This window comes from Halovibrio salipaludis, from assembly GCF_002286965.1.
GTDB lineage: Bacteria > Pseudomonadota > Gammaproteobacteria > Pseudomonadales > Oleiphilaceae > Halospina > Halospina salipaludis.
Map to the genome: position 1 here is coordinate 44,908 of NZ_NSKD01000007.1, position 19,320 is coordinate 64,227.

The window sequence follows — 19,320 nt, forward strand, 5'->3', positions numbered from 1 at the left end:
GGCACCTGCCAAGCAGATGCGGTTAGTCTTCAATAAGTGCGAGAGTCGCGACCTCTAATTGCTTAGCCTGGCGCCTCATTTTGGATAACTCAAACAAAAAGTTTTAAACTCCGCGTTAAGTTTTTCTGAAAAGTGGGGCGTTATGAGCCAACCGCCTACCAGGCCATCCAGCCGTGCCGCATTACCGCTGCTGGATAGCGAGGTACTGCGCACCTTTGTCACGATTGCGGAGAGCGGTAGTTTTACCCGGGCAGCCCAACAGCTCTTTCGAACGCCTTCCGCACTGAGCATGCAGATCAAACGTCTGGAAGAGACGTTGGGCCAATCCCTGTTTGTGCGCGAAGCGCGCCATGTGCGCCTTACCGCCGAGGGAGAAGTGCTCCTGGGCTACGGGCGGCGGTTGCTCAAGCTGAATGCGGAAGCCGTTACCCAGTTTCTGGCTCCCTCGCTGGAAGGGCGCGTGGGATTCGGGATAACTGACGACGTCGTGGGGCGCATCCTACCCAATGTGTTATCCCAATTTGCCCGATCGCATCCGGCCGTTCAGGTCGATGTTGTGGTTGGACACAGCATCGACCTGTTCGCAAAGCTGGATGACGGCGAACTTGATCTGGCGCTGGTGATGGGAAGTGAGTCACGACAGGATTTGCACAGGGAAGTGATTCATAGTGAAACACTGGTATGGGTCGGCCGTGAGGACGGGATTGCTGTGGAACAAAGGCCCCTGCCGGTAACCCTGGCCCAACATGGGTGTGAATGGCGCAGAATCACGTTGAACGCCCTGGATGGGGCTGGCGTTGATTATCGAATCGCCTACTCCTGCGACTATTGTTCCGGCCAGGAAGCGGCCATTCTGGCGGATCTTGCGATTACAGCCTTCCCGAAAGGCCTGATCCGGCCACCGCTAAAGCGCCTTACCAACGACTCACTGCCGCCACTGGGTGGTTACCAGGTGGCGCTGGTGAATCATCCAGGCCACAGCGAGGCCAGCAGGGCACTGGCTGAGCATGTGCTGGAGGCGTGCCGGCCGGATGTCTCATGAGATCTCTGTTCGAGTTCCAGGCTGGAGAGCCCTTCCGTCACACAGGTGTCACATATGTGTCACAGAGAAAATCGGGAGGCCTGAAACGAAAAAAGGCAGATCAGTAAGTAACTGATCTGCCTTTCAGGAATCTGGTAGCGGGGGCTGGATTCGAACCAACGACCTTCGGGTTATGAGCCCGACGAGCTACCTGACTGCTCCACCCCGCAACTGCTTTGTCATCTCTGGGCCTTGGCCCGTCGATGTGGTGCGTATCCTATGGAATTGCGCCCCGCCCGTCAAGGGCTTGGGAATCGATTTTCACTAAAAAGGCCAGCCCGGAGGCTGGCCTGATTGGTTACTGTTCAGATGCTGTCTGTCGTAACCGCTGAGGTAAATCTTTTACCGGATTGGATATGAAGTTCAGGTAGATACCGTCTCGAGGAATTTCTAAAGGAATTGTAAAACTAACAATCCCCGGCAAATCTCCAATCTCAAGAGCATCTATATTGACGTTGATTTCAGGATGGTTGCTATTTTTTTGCACAACCTGCATGCGGCCATCATCAAAGAAAGTAATATCCCCTTTCAATTCGAGTGGGAATGGCTTGCTGAACAAGTCATGCGAGGCCCCAAGAGAGGGCTCAAGCGCGGGCGCATCGAGGGCGAGGTCCACCTTTGTCTTGAAAACTGGCGAACCATTGTCATCCCCCTCCACAATGATGCCCGGAATCAACTTGGTTCGGCTGCAATCACTGGTACAGCTAGGCTTATCCTGTGCGTAACGCATCCGGAGTAACTGAGGCCCAGTTGCTTGCTCACTCTCCCCAAGAACTTCAAGGCCCTCCAAGTAAACACTTGCTGACGTTGTCGCAAGCATCGTTGGATAAAGGAGCACTCCCACGCCACGCTTGCCGGTTTCCAGATCTTTCGCAGGCCCAACTACTTCAGTATTGAGCCCATAAGTCTGGTAAATAAACTTCTTTTCCGGACATTGCGTGTCTTCATCGTACCCCGCGCAACCAACTGCCGCACCGGAAGGCAAAAGAGACAGTCCATTAACTTTCTGCCCAACAACCTGCAGCTTGGCCGCGTTTGCTGAAGGCTTGTAGCCTCCTTCGCCGTTGGGTAGGTGATCCCAAGGCTCCAAGCAGTCAGTACCATCAAGGCTGGCGCAATCGATCTCGTAATTTGAGTTGACGTCACGAATAGGAAGATTTCTCAAAGGAGTAAACACTGACTGGCGGGTTGCCCCTTCTTCAAACTCCAACCAATCCACATCCTCAACTTGCCGTTTTGCCACGCCCTCAAAATAGATAGTCATAGGCTGGCCGCCATTGTCAGTCGGATCTTCAAGAAGATCTGTCTGCAATGCCTGCCCATTCGCTCCGCAGATGACATTGCTGCAGTCACCGCTTTCCGCAGACACCATGGTGTATCGGTAGAAACTGTCTTCATCCCACGGCTCGTCTGGGTAAAAACGAACCCTCTGGTTGTTCTTCTCCAGCCGGCCTTCGACAGTTTCAGCCTCACCAATTGTTCCCCCAACATCGGACTGGGAGACCTTTTCGACAATAAAGGTCTCTCCAAGACGGATGGAATCACGGTTCATGGACTGTGAGAAGACGACGACAATTGGTCGGTCTGCCGGCATTTTTGTCACAGGTAGTACATCACCGGCTTCTCCATCGGGTGCCGCGTCCCAGCACTGGCCGTGCGTCCCTTCTTCGAGATCCACAGCATCTTGCGTTGTTTCACATGGATAGCCGGGATAAGTCGTGAGAGCGATAGGAGACCGTGGTGTCACCCCTGAGCCATCATCAATTGCGGGCAGCGAAAAGGTAAGCGGCCCTATAGCCCTTCCATTGCCCGCTAGGTCCGTCAACTTATTGGTGATATCGACCCTATAATCAACACCGTGCTTCAGACCACCTTCCGGGTTGATTGTGACGGTTGTGCCATCAACCTTTGTACTGAAATCCTGAACCGGAAAATTATTGGCATACAGCGAAATACCTTCCTCAACAGAGCTCTCCCTAATAGGCTCATTGAAGTTCAGGATCACCGGATCACCCGGGCGCTGCATGGCCTGACGAGTATCGGGGACAGCGTTCTCGGGGCCCGGCATCCAACTCAACAGCTTCGGCCCCTCATCGTCCACCGGCCGAAGGTCAGCAGCATCCGTGGGCGCATCCTCGGAGATATCGCCTTTCAGATTGAAGGCGATGGTGGAGTCGGTGTACTCCTGGCCGAGCAGTTCCGGCTCAACAACACCAATCGCATCGATGGTGAGCACACCATCCCGGACCATGGCGATACCACGGAGTTCAACACTCATCAGATCCTGGGAAAGCGCAGCGTTCGGCTGCTCGCTCTCGGTGTTCATGGCAATGTCCATGAAGAGCGTGACGTGCCGTGGCGCGTTGTCGTTATCCGTATAGGGGTTGGGGCTGAGGTAACCGTTGGCGTCCGAGATCATGGTGACCTTGATGTCACCAGTGGTCTCCTGGGGCCCGTAGTTGCCATCGCCCTCACGGGCCTTGAGGATCGGAACCTCGCCACCCACCTTCACATCAATGCTTGTACTGCGCAGGACGCTGTTACGCGGAATGCGCAGCGGCAGCGGCTCGTCCGAGCCGAAACTGGGGGCGTAGCCAAGCTCCGCGAAGAGAGACCCTGTCTGCTGGGAGGTGTCAGTCACACCCTGTAGCACTGAGTTCAGGGTTACCCCGTTGATGACCTGGCCATTCAGGATGGACTTGGTAGCCTGGGACTCACTCTCACCACTTGCCAGGCCGGAATCCACGGTGATCTGTTCCGCCACCACGGTCGGACCGGTTTCACGGGGCGTGTACTTGAACTCCTGGTTCAGGAGCTGGTCACCATCCGTCTTGCTGGGCACATTGTCCAGGCTGAGGGTGTAGGTTTCCCCCGCTTCCAGAACATCATCCCGGCTGCCGCACGCCGCAAGGGATTCTGTCACGCAGGGATCAACGCTGATGTTGTTGCCCCGGACGATGACATTGGCATCAACCGCCTCACCGCTGCTGTCAGTGAGCTCAATGGTACCGCCTTTATCCCGCCACTGCGGGTGCACCGGGTGGGTGGTCCTGAGCCGGAAGGTTGAAAAGTTCATTGGTCCAAACTGACCCGGCTCGCTCTTCTGGCTGTCCGGCAGCGGCACGGCAGAGGCGACCTCGAACGAGTCCGTGCCCTCAACCCTGTTATTGGGACCGTCATACAGGTTCCGGGTTGAGAACTGGATGCCGGGCTCGCCCTGGGCATTGGGTTCAGTGATCGAAGAACCATCCGCCGCCAGGAGCGGACCGCCTTCAAAGGTCACACTGTAGTCTGACTGGGCGTCGAGCCCACCATTCGGGGTGAGCACCAGGCTGCGTCCGCCGTCCACTTTTTCCAGGGAATACTGAACGTCTTTTTCGCCATCCTTCTGGAGCTGGATCTTGCTGGTCGCCTCCCCTTCCGAATCCGCTATTGCATGGGAGAACCGCATCACTACCTCAGCTTCGGGGCTGACGTCGGCCTGGCCATCAGTTGGATAGGAATAACTCAGGTAGGTATCACCACCCGAGCCCGAGGCTGAGACTTCGATATCATCGGATTGCTCTTCACCACCCATGCAACCCGTAAGCAGCAGAAGGGGAATCAGAGCCAGGGTATATTGTTGTTTCATGGCATGATCTCCGCTTAGAACTTCAGTGTGACGGAGCCACTGACGACGTGAATTTCGCCATCTGCAGTGACCGGCTGTGTGTTGCCGTCATTGTCTTCAATGGTGAAGTCGCGCTCCTCCAGCTGCTGGTACTGGTAACCGATATCAAACCGGACCGGATACCGCAGAAAACGTGTCCGTTCATAGGTGGCGCTGAGCCCCAGCCCGGCAATGATGCGGTCATTGTCAATGTAGTTGAGCTTGGGGGTGCGCGAGCTTGTCAGTGGTGATTCCTCATAGGCTAGGCCGCCGAGCAGTTTGACAGGGCCAAACAGGTCCATTTCAGCCCCAATGCGGGGGACTACAGTATCCTGAAACTCCGCTTTCTGAGAGGTGCTGCCGGAGGCATCCTCCTGATCCTTAATGGTGTCCGCCTCAAGCTCATCTTCCAGCCCGGACCATTCACGTTTCTCCACCGTAAAGCCAGCACGCCATCCATCCCCTTTGTACTGGGTACCAAAGGCGTAGATTTCGGGCTGATAGGAATCAATGGTGGATACAGCGAGACTCAGGCCTGGGTCAGGAATGGTCTGCTTTACAATGATGTTCGATTCAACGGCCGTGGACGATGCGGAGCTGTTTCGAAAGCTCAACGCACTTTCAAAACCGCTGAGGAAGCAGCTGCTATCCGGGCAGAAGGTATCTCCCCAGTTCAGGGTCAGCCCGAGAATGGAGCGGATATTGGGCTCCGCCTCCACGGAGAGCTCCTCCTGCTCAGTTTCTCCGGCGAGCGTGGAGGTAGCATTCAAGGTCGCAGTAGCATCAAGCGTGATACGGGACGCGGCCCCTAGACTGATGCCCCGCCAGATTTTGGTGCCAGCGCCGAGGGAAAGAAACAGCGGCTCACGTCCGTAACGCATGTACTGACCTGTCTCAGATGCCTCGGCCCCAAACGCAAGCATCTCCTTGCCGTATTTTTCCACACCGGCAATAAAGCCGAGATGGATCGGATGCCCGGACTGGAGCAGCGAGGCAACGTTGGTTTTCATACCAAGAAGAACGCTCTGACTCGGGTCATTAGAGACCACATCACTGTCGGTGTTCGGCCGTTGCGCCCGCAGCTCCTGTTCAGCGTGCATGATCGCCTGGGTCAGCTCCCCGCGCTCGTCCTTCACCAGCGCAGCCGGGTTGTAGTAGTTCGCTGAGACCTGGGAATTGAACATGGACAGCGCCTGGGCGGTGGCCAGGTCTTCCGGGAAGATCCCGTAGCTGGTGCCAATGTTGCCCATGCTGGCATGGGTGCCCGCGCTGGCTCCTGCGAGTGCAATGCCAAGTGCGAGGCGTCGAAGTGCGGTTCCGTGCGTGGTCTGCATAGAGGCTCCTACTGCTCTTGTTATCCGAGCCTGATTCCAGGCGATCGCGTTTTATGAAGTGTGATTCAATTGGTCATTTACAGTTCGTTACACTTGCAATTCTATAGCCCTCCCTCCCATACACTTTGGCCAAACCGACGTCCGTTTGCGTCAAAGGAGGCAGTATGTGGCAGTCCTTTCCGTCCCGCCGGGTTATCCTTGACTAATATCAATAACTTAAACCCAGCGGGCACGCCATTGCGCAAATGTTGCCCAGCGTTGCGTTTTGTTAAATGAGGCACTTGCGTGACACAGATCACACAACAAAACAGAGTTCCCGTGCGGAGGCTTCGTGGGACGTGGTGGACTGACGGCGCGAACCACCCATGGTAGGCTTCAGCGCTGAGTTCACGGGGCCTTTAAAGCACACTGCCAGCGGGATGACAAACCGCCATGCCGGAAGCCTTCCAGCACTACCCTGACGACATCTCCCTCGAGTCCCTGCTCGAGCATGCCCGCCGCAATGAGCGCATCGCACGTAACCTGTTTGAGATTGAGCGGGAGATCATGGGGTGTCGCGACTGCGCTGCCTTTCTGGACCGGCTGGTGGACCGCGTGCGCGATCGCTTTGACCTGGATGAGGTCTGGCTGGTCCTGACGGACGTGGAGGCCAACCAGCCACTATGGGAGATGCTGAGCGAGGACGGTGCCCTGAGCCTGCGCGTGAACGCACCCGCTGCGGACTTCCTCCGCCTTACCGGCAGCAGCCAGAAGCCCATACTGATTCCGGACACCCGCAGCTGCCAGCACCTGATCCCGCCCGCCTGGCAGAGCAGCATCCAGTCCATGGCCATACTGCCGCTGGTGGTTGAGGAAAGGCTGGCCGGTGGCCTGGTGTTGGGGACCCGCACAGCAGGGCGCTACAGTCGGGATATGGGAGCGTTCTTCCTGGAGCAGCTGGCGGTCAAGGCCTCCCTGGGGCTGGATTCCGCTTTTGCCCGGGAACAGCTTCGCCGTCTCGCGACCCGGGATTCCCTGACCGGTCTGCGCAACCGCCGCGAGATGGAGACAGTCCTGCAGAAGGAGCTGAGCCGTTCCCGCCGTTACCAGATGCCGCTGTCACTGCTGTTCATTGACTGTGACGGCTTCAAGCGGATCAATGACGAGCACGGCCATGAATGCGGCGATGCCTACCTGTGCCACCTGGGCGAATGCCTGCGCCGCCAGCTGCGCGAGGACGACAGCGTCTTCCGGTTTGCCGGGGATGAATTCGTGGTGGTCCTGCCCAACCAGAGCGTCCAGGCGGCCACGCACATCGCCACCCGCCTGCAGCAGGGGCTGGCGGATGAGCCGCTCGAGTGGGCGGGCCATTCGATTCCCCTGGCATTCAGCGTGGGCGTGGCGGGCAACGAGCAGCCTGGCCTGGACGACTCACGCGCCCTGCTGCGCCACGCGGACCAGCGCCTTTACGAGCAGAAGCGCGAGCGATAGGCCCCGGGCGTCACCCCCGTCCACTTCTTGAAGGCCCGATGGAAAGTCGAGGTCTCAGTGAACCCGGCCCGGTGCGCGATCTCGTTGATGGACAGCTGATCCCGCGTGAGGTGGACAATGGCGATGTCCCGCCGCAGGTTGTCCTTGATCTCCTGGAACGAGGTGTTCTCCGCCCGCAGTCGCCGGCGCAGGGTCTGGGGGCTGGTGTTGAGCTGCTGGGCGATGGCCTCGAAATCCGGTATGGGCTGGGTGAAGTCGCGCCCGATCAGGGCCCGGATACGGGCGGTGTAGCTGTTGCGGTCATCAGGCCTCGCCATCAGGTCCGCCGGCGAGGTCATCAGGAAGTGGCGCATCTCCAGCTCATCCCGGATCACTGGCTCCTGCAGGTAACGCACAGGGAAAGCCAAGCCGGTCTGCGGCTGGTCAAACAGCATCGGCGCATGGAAGATGCCGCGGTATTCATGGCTGTGGGCCGGCTCCGGGTAGTCAAAGCTGACCCGGGTTAACGGTATGCCCTGGCCAATGAGCCAGGAGCTGAGCCGGTGCCAGATCACCAGCAGCGATTCCCGGAGAAAGCGGTGGCTGTCGTCGCTGAGCGGTGCTTCCGTCTCGAGCGTGATCAGGGCCTCTTCACCACGGATACTCAGCGGCATGGTGATGCCCGTTTCGAACAGGCCATAGAAGTGGCTGGCACGGCGCAGCACACAGTCCAGATTGTCGCAGTGGATCACCAGCTGGCACAGGGTCGCAAAGGTCCCGGGGCGGCTGCGTGCCGGGGCGAAGCCCATGAACTCGTCCTTCATGGTGGCCCAGATCACCTGCATCAGCCGGGTGTACTGGTTACCGGTCACCCGTGCCTGTTCCTGCTCGATGAGCTCCGGCTCAATCCCCGCCTCACGCATCATGGCATGGGTGTCATACCCCTGGCGCCTGGCGCCGGCCAGGGCTGCGGTTACAAAGTGGGCAGAGACAGTAAGGCGTGCCATGGGCGTCCGTGTCGGTGAGCGGATTGGTCAATGGATCTGAGCATCGGCGCCGGTGGACGCCTGTTCACAGGTGCGTATGGTAGAGCCATCCGCAAGAGAGGACAAAACCCAGATGACGGGACCACTTACATCGCTGAAGGTACTCGACTTCTCCACCCTGCTCCCGGGCCCCTACGCCACCATGATGCTGGCGGACATGGGTGCCGAGGTCCTGCGGGTGGAATCACCGGAGCGTATGGATCTCACGCGCATGACCCCGCCCCACGACGGTGGCGTCTCCACCGCGCACGCCTACCTCAACCGCGGCAAGCGCAGCGTGACGCTGAACCTCAAGGAGCCGGAGGCCGTGGCCTGGGTGAAGGAACGGATTCACGAGTACGATGTGCTGGTGGAGCAGTTCCGCCCCGGGGTGATGGCACGCTTCGGACTGGACTATGACAGCCTGAGCGCCCTGCATCCGGGGCTGGTCTACTGCAGCATCACCGGTTACGGCCAGACCGGCCCCTACCGGGACCGGGCCGGGCACGACATCAACTATCTGGCGCTTTCCGGCGTGGCCAGTTACAGCGGCCGCGCGGAGACCGGGCCGCCACCGCTGGGCATCCAGGTGGCGGATGTGGCTGGCGGCTCGCACCACGCGGTCATGGGCATACTGGCGGCGGTCACGCACCAGCGCCAGAGCGGCGAGGGCCAGCACGTGGACATCAGCATGACCGATGCCGCCTTCGCCATGAACGCCATGGCTGGCGCCGCCTGGCTGGCCGCCGGCGAGGAACCTGAGCCGGAAGGTGGCATGCTCAACGGCGGTGCCTTCTACGACTACTACCGGACCGCGGACGGACGCTGGCTCTCGGTCGGCAGCCTGGAGCCGCCGTTCGCGAAGCAGCTGTTCAGCGTGATCGGCGAGCCGGAACTGGCCGCCAAGGGGCTGAGCCCGAAACCTGAGGACCAGAAAGCGCTCAAGAGCGCACTCCGGGAAGCCATAGCAGGGAAGACACTGGCGCAATGGCAGGCGATCTTCAGTGAGCAGGATGCCTGCGTGGAGCCGGTCCTGACCCTGAGAGAAGCCACAGAGCACCCCCAGATCCAGGCCCGGCATATGGTGATCGAGGTGGACCGGGGGGACGGCACCACCCAGAAGCAGCCCGGCCACCCACTGAAGTTCAGCACCACGCCGTGCGCAAGCGCCTTCATCGGGCGGCCCCTCGGAGCGGATAACCCGTAGGAGCAGCCATGGCTGCTCCTACGGCGTCAGCCCGCCTGCTTCAGGCTGTCCATATCGATCACATACCGGTACTTGACCTCGCCCTTCTTCACCTTCTCGTACGCCTCGTTGATGTGCTGCATATCGAGCATCTCGATATCGCAGCGCACATCATGCTCGGCGCAGAAATCCAGCATCTCCTGGGTCTCCGGCATACCACCGATCAGTGACCCGGCGAGGACGCGGCGTTTGCCCACCAGGGCGCCGGCATTCACGGCAGGGTCCACCGGTTCCAGAAGCCCCACCAGGATGTGGGTTCCGTCGTACTTGAGGCAGTTCAGGTAGGGGTTGAGGTCGTGCTGCACAGGAACGGTGTCGAGCATGAAATCGAAGCTCTCTGCCGCATCCTTCATCTGCTGTTCATCCGTGGAAACGATGACGTGATGAGCCCCCTGGTGCTTCGCTTCCGCGACCTTGCTCTCGGAACGGGTGAAGATGGTGACCTCGGCGCCCAGTGCCCGGGCGAATTTCACGCCCATGTGGCCAAGGCCGCCCATACCGATCACGCCCACCCTGTGGCCGGGCTTCACGCCATAGTGGCGCAGCGGGGAATAGGTGGTGATGCCGGCGCACAGCAGGGGCGCTGCGTGGGCCATTTCCAGCTTCTCCGGGATGCTCACCACAAAGTGTTCGCTCACGACCACCTTCTCAGAGTAGCCGCCAAAGGTAATGGAGCCGTCATGGCGGTCCTCGCCGTTGTAGGTGGGGGTCATGCCCTGAAGGCAGTACTGTTCCAGTCCATCCTTACAGGCCTCGCATTCACGGCAGGAATCCACCATGCAGCCCACGCCCACGCGGTCACCCACGGAGTAACCCTTGACCTGGTCGCCAACGGCCGTGACACGACCGACAATCTCATGCCCGGGCACCAGCGGGTACTTGGTGATCCCCCAGTCATTCTGGGCGAAGTGGATGTCCGTGTGGCAGACCCCGCAATAGTCGATCTCGATGGCAACGTCATCCGCTCTCAGCTCCCGGCGATCAATGCCGTGGGGTGCAAGACCGGAATCCGGTGCCGTGGCGGCGTAGGCTTTGGTATTGGCCATGACTATCGCTCCTCGTTTTCAATTAGTGTGATATCAATCACGCCGCGATAATGCGCCCCACCCCACCGGCCCGTCAAACCCGTCACAGGTACGCTATAGGCCCTGATTCGCTTGCGGGGCAGGCTCCTACAGGTGACAATCGCGACTTTGTCCAAGTGAGTACGCTGCCCATGGGCGAACAGGATCATCAGGGCCCGCGCGCCGTTGTTGAGCATGCCGGAACCACCTTCACCATTGTGGGCACGGCTCATGTGTCGAAAGCCTCGGCGGATGAAGTCTCGGAACTGATCCGCTCCGGCGGCTACGATGCCGTGGCGCTGGAGCTGTGCGATTCCCGCTACCAGAACCTGGCCGATCCGGACCGGATGGCGAAAATGGACCTTTTCGAGGTGCTGCGCAACGGCCAGGCAGGCATGGTAGCGGCGCATCTGGCCATGGGCGCCTTCCAGCAGCGGGTCGCGGACCAGTCCGGCATCGAGCCGGGCGCGGAGATGAAGGCGGCCCTGCGCGAGGCCCAGGCTTCCGGGCTGCCCGTGACCATGATCGACCGCGACATCGGCACCACCCTGCGCCGGGTCTGGCGCGGCGTGTCCTGGTGGCAGCGCATGCAGCTGGGCAGTGGCCTGTTCGCCAGCCTGCTCACCCGGGAGACGGTCAGCCCGGAAAGCATTGAACAGCTCAAGGAAGGCGACGTACTGGAATCCACCTTTGCCGAGTTCGCGGAACAGTCCGAGCAGCTCTACCGGCCACTGATTTCCGAACGTGACCGCTACATGGCCCTGAGACTGATGGAGTCCATGGCCGGCAAGGGTTACAACAATGTGCTTGTGGTCATCGGTGCCGGCCACCTGAAGGGGCTGAGCAGCCACCTTGAGGGCGAGCCCGCAGCCGACCCGGTTTCAGAGCGTGAAAGCCTGGAGCAGGTGCCCCCCAGCGGGCGCTTCCTGCGCTACCTGCCCTGGGTCGTGGCGGCTCTGGTGATTGCCGGTTTCGTGATCGGTTTCAGCCGGGATACGGAACTGGGTGTCAAGCTTGTCTCGGAGTGGTTCCTGATCAATGGCGCGCTTTCGGCACTGGGTTCCGCCATTGCCCTGGCCCACCCGCTGACCATTGTGGCGACCTTCCTGGCGGCCCCACTGACCTCGCTCAATCCGACGGTGGGCGCGGGTTTTGTGGCGGCGGGCGTGGAACTTCTTCTGCGCCGGCCCAAGGTGGCGGATTTCTCGAACCTTCGCCACGATGTGGCTGAGATGAAGGGCTGGTGGCGCAACCGGGTCTCGCGCACCCTGCTGATCTTCATCCTTTCCTCGGTGGGGTCGGCGGCCGGCACCTACATCGCCGGTTTCCGGATCTTTGATCAGCTGGTCGGGGGCTGAACGCGCCCCTCAGAGCTTGCTGACGGGCGAGAAGGAGCGCCGGTGCACCGGGCTCGGGCCCTGGGCATGCAATGCCTCGATGTGAACCTTGGTGGGGTAGCCCTTGTGCCCGGCCAGGCCATACCCCGGATACTGCTGGTCCAGCTCGACCATTTCCCGGTCCCGGGTGACCTTGGCCAGGATACTGGCGGCCGCAATGGCATCCACGCGGCCATCGCCCTTCACCACGGGCGAGGAGGGCCACTGCCAGTCCGGGCAGCGGTGACCGTCCACCAGAACGTATTCGGCTGGTGGCGCCAGGGCGGCCACTGCCCGCTCCATGGCCAGCATGGTGGCGCCATGGATGTTGAGTTCGTCGATCTCCGCCACCTCGCAACGCCCCAGCGCCCAGCTCAGGGCCCGCTCCTGGATGACGCCAAACAGGGCCTCGCGCTTGCGTTCACTGAGCTTCTTGGAGTCCCTGAGCCCTTCCACCGGATGGTCCGGGTCCAGGATCACGGCCGCTGTCACCACCGGGCCGGCAAGAGGCCCGCGGCCCACTTCATCCACGCCGGCCAGATACAGCCCCTCATAGGGTACTGCTACATCATCCAGGATCATGTGTTCTCCAGGTCCTCGGGAAGGGGTTCCCCACGGATCAGTGCGGCCACGGATTCGGCGGCGCGGCCGCTGGCGTTGCGGCGCAGCTGACGGTGGATTTCCGAAAAGATGGCTCGTTCGTGCTCAATGGTCTCCGGCGCGGTCAGCCGGGTTTTCAGGGCCGTACCCAGGGCCTCCGCCGTGGCATCCTCCTGCAGAAACTCGGGGACCACCGGTTCCGGGGCCAGCAGGTTGGGCAGCGCCACATGGTCCACATAGACCAGGCGTGAAGCGATCCAGAAGGTCAGCGCGTTCACCCGGTAAGCCACCACCATGGGCCGCTTGAGCAGGGCCGCCTCCAGTGTGGCGGTGCCGGAAGCCAGAAGAACGGCATCCGCGGCCGTCATCACAGTGCGCGACTGGCCGTCCACCAGCCGCACGTCCAGCGCCTGCCAGGCCTCGTTCCCACGGATCATCGCCTGGATCTGTTCCCGGCGCTGACGGTTGATGCAGGGAATCACGAACGTGGGCGCCGGCGTCATGGCGTCAGCCAGCCATTGGGCGGTTTCCAGGAACAGCGGACCCAGGCCGCCCACCTCACTGCCCCGGCTGCCGGGCAGCAGCGCCACCATCTGGCCGGCTTCGGGCAGGTCCAGCTCCCTGCGGGCCGCCTGCCGGTCTGGTTCCTCGGGGATCTGGTCGGCCATCGGGTGGCCCACGAACCGTACCGGAATGCCGTAGTCCCGATAGACGCTGGCCTCGAACGGCAGCAGCGTCAGCATCAGGTCCACTGATTTCGCAATGCCTTTCAGGCGCCCGCGCCGCCAGGCCCAGACGGAGGGACTCACGTAATGCACTGTGGGAATGCCGGCTTCCCGCACCTGGCGCTCCAGCCCCAGGGTGAAATCCGGCGAGTCGATGCCGATCAGCGCGGCAGGCCGATTGTTCAGGCAGTACTCGCGCACCCGGGCCCGAACATCGAACAGTTCCCGGATACGCCCGAGCACCTCCACCAGCCCCATCACGGAGAGCCGCTCCATGGGAACGATGGACTGGAGGCCGGCCGCCATCATGCGCTCACCGCCGATACCGACAAAATGGGCATGGGGAAAATGGCGTTTCAGGCTGAGAATGAGGTCCGCGCCCAGAAGGTCTCCCGAGACCTCTCCCGCCACCAGGACAATGACCGGGCCGGGCGCGGGGGCTGAGCCCCGGGAAAGCAACGATTCCATGGCCAATCAGCGGACGATGCCGCGTTCCGCCCGCCGCAGGGTGCTGGCAAAAAGCGCCACTTCGTCACTGCCCCCGAACTCCTGATCCAGGCGCTCGATCGCCTGCTGCAGGGTGAGGCCCTCACGGTAGACGATGCGGTAGGCACGGCGCAGCTCATGCAGCGCACTCTTGCTGAAGCCACGGCGCTTGAGGCCTTCGATGTTGAGCCCGTGGGCACCGGCGGACTGGCCACCGGCCATGACGAAGGCGGGCACATCCTTGAGCACGATACTGCCCCCGGCGGTCATGGCATGGGCCCCCAGATGACAGAACTGATGCACCATGGTGCCGCCGCCGAGAATGGCATGGTCGTCCACGTCCACATGGCCGGCCAGAGTGGCGCAGTTGGCCAGGATGGTGTTGTTGCCGATCATGCAGTCATGGGCCACATGGACATAGGCCATGAACAGGTTGTTGTTGCCGACCCGTGTCTCGCCGCGGTCCTGCACAGTGCCCCGGTGCAGGGTGCAGCTCTCGCGGATGATGTTGCCGTCACCGATCACCAGCGTGGTGGGCTCACCGCCGTACTTCAGGTCCTGGCATTCCTCACCGACACTGGCGAACTGGAAAATGCGGTTGCTGGCGCCGATCCGGGTGGGGCCATTGATCACCACATGGGAACGCACCTCGGTATGGTCACCGATCTCCACATCGGGCCCGATCCAGGTCCAGGGACCAACAGTCACCCCCTCCCCGAGCCGGGCTCCGGGATCAACAATGGCCTGGGGATGCACTCCCGGATGAGCATCGGCCGTCATCAGATTGGCCCCTCGGCGGTGGTGATCTCACCGGCACAGGCCAGTTGATCACCGACCCAGGCCTTGCAGTCGAACTTCCAGATATTGTGCTTGTCCGCCACCAGCGTGGCCTCCAGCGACAGCTGATCCCCCGGCACAACCTGGCGCTTGAAGCGCACCTTGTTGCAGCCGGCAAAATAGTGGGTGAAGCCATCCGCCGGTGAGCGCCCCACCGTGACAAAACCGAGCACACCCGAGAGCTGCGCCATGGATTCGACGATCATGACGCCCGGCATGATGGGCTTGGTTGGGAAGTGCCCCTCAAAGTAATGTTCGTTGACGGAAACGTTCTTGATCCCGGCAATGTACTCACCGGCACGCACCTCGGTCACCCGATCCACCATGAGGAAGGGGTATCGGTGCGGAAGGTACTGTTTGATGTCTTCAATCTGCATGCGCCACAGCCTCGACGTCATTCACTGAGTTTTTTTTCAATCTGGCGCAGGCGCTGAGCCATATCGTCGAGCTGACGAAACCGGACCACACTGCGACGCCAGTCACGATTGGGTTCCACCCCGGTCCCTGAGGAGTACACTCCCGCTTCCTTGAGGCTGCGGGTAACCATGGTCATACCGGTAAGCTGCACGCCATCGGCAATGGTCAGGTGGCCACCGATTCCGGAGGCACCGCCAAAAACGCAGTGCCGCCCGATGCGCGTGCTGCCCGAGATGCCGACCAGGGCCGCCATGGCGGAATGGTCACCGATCTCCACATTGTGGGCCACCTGCACAAGGTTATCGATCTTCACACCGTTGCCGATGACGGTATCATCCAGAGCGCCCCGATCGATGGTGGTATTGGCGCCTATGTCCACGTCGTCACCGATATGGACACCGCCAATCTGGGCAATCCGTTCCCAGTTCCTGCCGGTGTGCGCGTACCCGAAGCCATCACTGCCAATCACGGCACCACTGCTGATTCGGCAGCGCTCACCCATGGTGACGCCGTGGTAGAGCGTCACGTTGGCGGCCAGCACGGTGTCCGCACCCACGCGTGACCCCGCCCCCACAACACTGTTCGGCCCGACCCGCACCCGTTCACCGACCTCTGCATTTCTATCAATCACCGCACCCGGTCCGATCCAGGCAGTATCGGCCACAGCGGCGCTTTCCGCCACGGATGCCGAGCGGTCGATGCCCGCCTCGCGTACCGGTTCCGGATTGAAAAGGTGACTCAGCCGGGCGAAGCACTGATAGGGATCGTCCGTCACCAGTGCGTTGCACGGACACTGGTCGGCCTCCGCCGGCCGAACGAGAACCGCGCCAGCCCGGGTTGTACCAAGCTGACGCGTGTATTTCTCATTGGCCAGAAAGGTTATGTCATCCTCACCGGCACTGGCCAGAGTCGCCAGGCCGGTGATCCGTTTACTGCCGTCCCCCCGGAGCTCCGCGCCCAGCAGGTCAGCCAGTTCGGAAAGGGTTCGTTCCACGCTGTGCATCCACACTCCCGCCGCGGATCAGCGCCGCTCAATTGTTGTTGTCTGTGTTACCGTTGCCGGCCTGCTCATTGAGCAACTCGACCATTTCATCGGTCAGATCCATATCCGGCTTGGCGTAGATGACCGCCTCGGCCGGGATCACGATGTCCAGATCATGCTCTTCCAGCAGCGTTTCCATGGCTGAGTCCACCGCTGGGCGGGACTGCTGGAGAAACTGCTGCTGGCGCTGGTTCACGGCCTGCTGGAAGCGCGCACGGCGCTGCTGGTACTCCTGGACCTTCTGCTCAAACCGGGATTGCAGGTCTTCACGCTCGGATTCGTTCATCATGGCGCCATCACTTTCCAGGCGCTGCTGCATCTCCTGCGCTTCGCTTTCGAGCTGACTGATGGCGTTCTGCTCTTCCTTCAGCTGGCCCTGAATGACATCGCCGAACTCCGCGCCGGCATCCGATGAGAACACGGCCTCACGCAGATTGACCACGCCAATGCGTTCCTGTGCCAGTGCCGGCACCGATGCTGCCAGCATCAGCAGAGCCGCAGCGACTGTCAGCATCCGTTTCATGGATTGCCTCCCCGTGTTGATGTTTGTCATGCTGAATGAATGCTGCCCATTGTGCCCGCCCGGGCCGAATTCTTCCAGAGCCCCACTCAGAATTGCTGACCGAGCGAGAACTGGAAGCGGCGCGTGTCGTCTTCCGCCTCGTCGTTGAGCGGCTCCGCGAAACTGAAGCCCAGCGGGCCGATGGCGGTGATCCACTCAAAGCCGATCCCCACGGAATAACGGATCTCATCAACCGCCGGATCGAAGCCGCGCGCGGTATCAAAGACGTTACCGCCGTCCAGGAACACGGAGGACCGCATACTGCGGCTGTCAGCCGCGAACGGCACCGGGAAAATCAGCTGGGCACTGGCTTCGGCGAGGACGTTGCCGCCGAAGGGCCGATCATCGCTGAAGGGATCATCATCGGCGGGCGTCGCCTCATTGCCCATACTGTTGGCCTCATAGCCCCGCACGGAGTGATAACCACCCGCGTAATAATGCTCGTAGAAGGGCAGCGACCCCGTATCAGAGAAGCCATCGCCATAACCGAACTTGGTACGCAACCGTGCCACCCAGCGTTGGTTGCTGGTCAGCGGGTAGTAGGCATCCGTTCGCTGGGTGATCTTGTAGTAGGTCTGGTCACTGCCGGGCACCGCCGTCTCCACGCTCAGGCTGTTGCGCGAGCCGGCCGTGGGCATGCGCCCGCGATTGTGGGTGTTGCGCACAATGGAGCCCTGCAGCAGGAATGCACTCTGGGAGTTGCCCTCTTCGTCAATGAACCCGGTAACCTCCTGGGCCGGGAAACGCCCGGGCTCAATCCGGTTGTATTCATACCCGGGCCCGAAGTTCAGCCGCGTATACTGGCTGATCGGGTAGCCAAAGTTCATGCGCGCGCTGAGGGTATCCAGCACGAAGGAGGACACTTCCTCCTCCTCATAGTCTGTTTCCCGCGCCTGAAAGCTGAAGCCACGGCTGACCCCATCCACGGTGTAGAAGGGGTTGGTGTAGGACAGGTTGGCGCTGGTAACCGAATCACTCTTGTTCAGCCCCAGCGAGGCGCGCCGGCCGCTGCCGAGGAAGTTCTTCTCCGAGACACTGGCGCCAAAGATCAGCCCGGAAGTCTGGGAGAAGCCGATGTTGGCCGAAAGACTGCCGGTGGGCTGTTCTTCCACCGAGTAGGTGACGTCCACCTGGTCGTCCGTGCCGGGCACCGGCGAGGTGTCGGCATTGACCTGCCCAAAGAAACCGGTGCGCTCCAGCTCATTGCGGGAATTCTCGATCTGGCTGGAGGAGGCGACACCTCCTTCCATCTGGGTCATTTCCTGGCGCAGGACCTCGTCATGGGTCGCGGTATTGCCCTCAAAACGGATGCGGCGCACGTAGGTGCGTTTGCCCGGCTGCACATCCACTGCAATGGTCACGGTGCCGTCATCATGGGTGCGCGGCGTTGCTTCCACGTTGGCGAAGCTGTAGCCCTCGCGCCCGAGCCGGCGGGTAATGAGATCCGTGGTCATGGTCATGCGTTCCTGGGAGAAGAGTTCGCCCTCCTCCAGCACCACCAGATTGCGCAGTTCCTCTTCGTCCACGATCAGGTTGCCGTTGAGCGTGACCTCACGAACCTTGAACTGTTCACCCTCATCCACCGCCAGGGTCACGAATACCTGCTTCTTGTCCTGGGCCAGGGAGATATTGGTGGATTCAACATTGAATTCCACATAGCCGTTGTTCAGGTAGTGGGAGCGCAGACTTTCCAGATCCCCGGAGAGTTTCTCGCGCGCGTACTTGTCCGCGTTGGTGATGGAGTTCCACCAGCCGGTCTCGCGCAGCTCCATCAGGCTGATCAGCTCTTCCTCGGTGAACGCCTCGTTACCGATGATGTTGATGTGCTGGATGGCGGCAACTTCGCCTTCATTGATGCTGAAGTTGATGGCAACGCGGTTGCGCGCGAGCTCTTCAACCTCGGCATTCACGTCGGCGTTATAGCGGCCCTGGGCAACGTAGGAGCGCAGGATCTCGAGCTCAAGACGCTCCAGGGTGGCGCGCTGGAAGATCTGGCCTTCCTCCACCCCGGCCTGGCGCATGCCTTCCATGAGCTGTTCGGTCTCGATGTTCTGGTTGCCCTCAACCTCGATCCGGGCAATGGAAGGGCGCTCCTCGACGGAGACAATGAGCACACCGTCTTCTCGGGCGAGGCTGATATCGGCGAAGAGACCGGTCTGGAAGAGATTGCGGACGGCATCGGCGACCGTGGCGTCGTTGACCCGGTCACCAACCTCAACCGGCAGAGCGCTGAAGACGTTGCCCGCCGAGACCCTCTGAAGACCTTCCACCTGAATGTCCGAAACCCGGAAGGTCTCGGCTGGAGCCGACAGGCTGGTCAGTGCCAGTACTACTGCCGGCAGCAACGTCCGTAAAAGGCCTTTCATGGATTCGCTAAACGCCTTCTGATCTCGTGACTTGGAAAACAGGGCTGACAGCCTAACGGAT

15 protein-coding genes and 1 tRNA gene are annotated in these 19,320 nt (G+C 61.0%); 4 read left to right on the plus strand and 12 right to left on the minus strand.

The genetic code is table 11. The annotated features are described in order from the left end of the window. Nucleotides 1-142: 142 nt before the first annotated feature. The gene (locus CK501_RS13265; protein WP_095618226.1) at nt 143-1,042 is read left to right on the plus strand and encodes a LysR family transcriptional regulator; all 900 of its coding nucleotides are present in this window, start codon (nt 143-145) and stop codon (nt 1,040-1,042) included. 132 nt (nt 1,043-1,174) lie between these two features. On the opposite strand, the gene CK501_RS13270 is transcribed toward CK501_RS13265, so the two are convergent. The 3 genes from CK501_RS13270 to CK501_RS13280 form a co-directional block, all read right to left on the minus strand. Next, a tRNA-Met gene (locus CK501_RS13270) sits at nt 1,175-1,251 on the minus strand. A gap of 128 nt (nt 1,252-1,379) precedes the next feature. After that, on the minus strand, nt 1,380-4,712 hold the full coding sequence (locus CK501_RS13275; protein ID WP_095618227.1) for an Ig-like domain-containing protein: 3,333 nt from the start codon (nt 4,710-4,712) through the stop codon (nt 1,380-1,382). 14 nt (nt 4,713-4,726) lie between these two features. Next, nucleotides 4,727-6,064 (minus strand): outer membrane protein transport protein, encoded by a 1,338-nt coding sequence (locus tag CK501_RS13280; RefSeq protein WP_095618228.1) that lies wholly within the window; start codon nt 6,062-6,064, stop codon nt 4,727-4,729. 432 nt (nt 6,065-6,496) lie between these two features. Here CK501_RS13280 and CK501_RS13285 point away from each other — a divergent pair, with 432 nt between their 5' ends. Then, complete coding sequence (locus CK501_RS13285) at nt 6,497-7,534, plus strand: GGDEF domain-containing protein (protein WP_095618229.1); 1,038 nt, start codon at nt 6,497-6,499, stop codon at nt 7,532-7,534. On the opposite strand, the gene CK501_RS13290 is transcribed toward CK501_RS13285, so the two are convergent. Further along, on the minus strand, nt 7,510-8,520 hold the full coding sequence (locus tag CK501_RS13290) for an AraC family transcriptional regulator (RefSeq protein WP_095618230.1): 1,011 nt from the start codon (nt 8,518-8,520) through the stop codon (nt 7,510-7,512). The two genes, CK501_RS13285 and CK501_RS13290, sit on opposite strands and share 25 nt — an antisense overlap. 112 nt (nt 8,521-8,632) lie before the next feature. Here CK501_RS13290 and CK501_RS13295 point away from each other — a divergent pair, with 112 nt between their 5' ends. Continuing rightward, nucleotides 8,633-9,745 (plus strand): CaiB/BaiF CoA transferase family protein, encoded by a 1,113-nt coding sequence (locus CK501_RS13295; RefSeq protein WP_095618231.1) that lies wholly within the window; start codon nt 8,633-8,635, stop codon nt 9,743-9,745. A 26-nt stretch (nt 9,746-9,771) separates the two neighbouring features. Here CK501_RS13295 and CK501_RS13300 read toward each other — a convergent pair whose 3' ends face one another. Next, nucleotides 9,772-10,830, minus strand: coding sequence for an NAD(P)-dependent alcohol dehydrogenase (locus tag CK501_RS13300; protein ID WP_095618232.1), 1,059 nt, complete (start codon nt 10,828-10,830; stop codon nt 9,772-9,774). 170 nt (nt 10,831-11,000) lie between these two features. Between CK501_RS13300 and CK501_RS13305 the strand changes: the two genes are divergently transcribed. Beyond that, nucleotides 11,001-12,206, plus strand: a complete 1,206-nt coding sequence (locus tag CK501_RS13305) for a TraB/GumN family protein (protein WP_095618233.1) — start codon at nt 11,001-11,003, stop codon at nt 12,204-12,206. A gap of 9 nt (nt 12,207-12,215) precedes the next feature. Here the strand turns inward: CK501_RS13305 and rnhB are convergent, their stop codons facing one another. From rnhB to bamA, 7 genes are all read right to left on the minus strand, one after another. Then, nucleotides 12,216-12,806, minus strand: a complete 591-nt coding sequence (gene rnhB, locus CK501_RS13310) for a ribonuclease HII (RefSeq protein ID WP_095618234.1) — start codon at nt 12,804-12,806, stop codon at nt 12,216-12,218. Then, nucleotides 12,803-14,017 (minus strand): lipid-A-disaccharide synthase, encoded by a 1,215-nt coding sequence (lpxB, locus tag CK501_RS13315; protein WP_095618235.1) that lies wholly within the window; start codon nt 14,015-14,017, stop codon nt 12,803-12,805. The genes rnhB and lpxB overlap by 4 nt, the downstream gene beginning before the upstream one ends. A 6-nt stretch (nt 14,018-14,023) precedes the next feature. After that, nucleotides 14,024-14,815, minus strand: coding sequence for an acyl-ACP--UDP-N-acetylglucosamine O-acyltransferase (gene lpxA / locus CK501_RS13320; RefSeq protein WP_095618236.1), 792 nt, complete (start codon nt 14,813-14,815; stop codon nt 14,024-14,026). Next, complete coding sequence (fabZ, locus tag CK501_RS13325; protein ID WP_077530689.1) at nt 14,815-15,249, minus strand: 3-hydroxyacyl-ACP dehydratase FabZ; 435 nt, start codon at nt 15,247-15,249, stop codon at nt 14,815-14,817. Before fabZ ends, lpxA begins: the two co-directional genes overlap by 1 nt. 17 nt (nt 15,250-15,266) lie before the next feature. After that, on the minus strand, nt 15,267-16,292 hold the full coding sequence (gene lpxD / locus CK501_RS13330) for a UDP-3-O-(3-hydroxymyristoyl)glucosamine N-acyltransferase (RefSeq protein WP_095618237.1): 1,026 nt from the start codon (nt 16,290-16,292) through the stop codon (nt 15,267-15,269). 28 nt (nt 16,293-16,320) lie between these two features. Next, entirely contained in the window at nt 16,321-16,854 is a 534-nt protein-coding gene (locus CK501_RS13335) for an OmpH family outer membrane protein (protein ID WP_158223125.1), read from the minus strand. Nucleotides 16,855-16,940: 86 nt separating this feature from the next. Beyond that, nucleotides 16,941-19,259 (minus strand): outer membrane protein assembly factor BamA, encoded by a 2,319-nt coding sequence (gene bamA / locus CK501_RS13340; protein WP_095618239.1) that lies wholly within the window; start codon nt 19,257-19,259, stop codon nt 16,941-16,943. Nucleotides 19,260-19,320 lie beyond the last annotated feature (61 nt).

What these genes read in the sequence shown, in the direction of transcription:
- CK501_RS13335 (WP_158223125.1), bottom strand. Translation starts at nt 16,854, where the DNA reads ATGAAACGGATGCTGACAGTCGCTGCGGCTCTGCTGATGCTGGCAGCA.
- CK501_RS13295 (WP_095618231.1), top strand. Translation starts at nt 8,633, where the DNA reads ATGACGGGACCACTTACATCGCTGAAGGTACTCGACTTCTCCACCCTG.
- CK501_RS13280 (WP_095618228.1), bottom strand. Translation starts at nt 6,064, where the DNA reads ATGCAGACCACGCACGGAACCGCACTTCGACGCCTCGCACTTGGCATT.
- CK501_RS13305 (WP_095618233.1), top strand. Translation starts at nt 11,001, where the DNA reads ATGGGCGAACAGGATCATCAGGGCCCGCGCGCCGTTGTTGAGCATGCC.
- CK501_RS13285 (WP_095618229.1), top strand. Translation starts at nt 6,497, where the DNA reads ATGCCGGAAGCCTTCCAGCACTACCCTGACGACATCTCCCTCGAGTCC.
- CK501_RS13300 (WP_095618232.1), bottom strand. Translation starts at nt 10,830, where the DNA reads ATGGCCAATACCAAAGCCTACGCCGCCACGGCACCGGATTCCGGTCTT.
- CK501_RS13265 (WP_095618226.1), top strand. Translation starts at nt 143, where the DNA reads ATGAGCCAACCGCCTACCAGGCCATCCAGCCGTGCCGCATTACCGCTG.
- lpxB (WP_095618235.1), bottom strand. Translation starts at nt 14,017, where the DNA reads ATGGAATCGTTGCTTTCCCGGGGCTCAGCCCCCGCGCCCGGCCCGGTC.
- rnhB (WP_095618234.1), bottom strand. Translation starts at nt 12,806, where the DNA reads ATGATCCTGGATGATGTAGCAGTACCCTATGAGGGGCTGTATCTGGCC.
- lpxD (WP_095618237.1), bottom strand. Translation starts at nt 16,292, where the DNA reads ATGCACAGCGTGGAACGAACCCTTTCCGAACTGGCTGACCTGCTGGGC.
- fabZ (WP_077530689.1), bottom strand. Translation starts at nt 15,249, where the DNA reads ATGCAGATTGAAGACATCAAACAGTACCTTCCGCACCGATACCCCTTC.
- bamA (WP_095618239.1), bottom strand. Translation starts at nt 19,259, where the DNA reads ATGAAAGGCCTTTTACGGACGTTGCTGCCGGCAGTAGTACTGGCACTG.
- CK501_RS13290 (WP_095618230.1), bottom strand. Translation starts at nt 8,520, where the DNA reads ATGGCACGCCTTACTGTCTCTGCCCACTTTGTAACCGCAGCCCTGGCC.
- CK501_RS13275 (WP_095618227.1), bottom strand. Translation starts at nt 4,712, where the DNA reads ATGAAACAACAATATACCCTGGCTCTGATTCCCCTTCTGCTGCTTACG.
- lpxA (WP_095618236.1), bottom strand. Translation starts at nt 14,815, where the DNA reads ATGACGGCCGATGCTCATCCGGGAGTGCATCCCCAGGCCATTGTTGAT.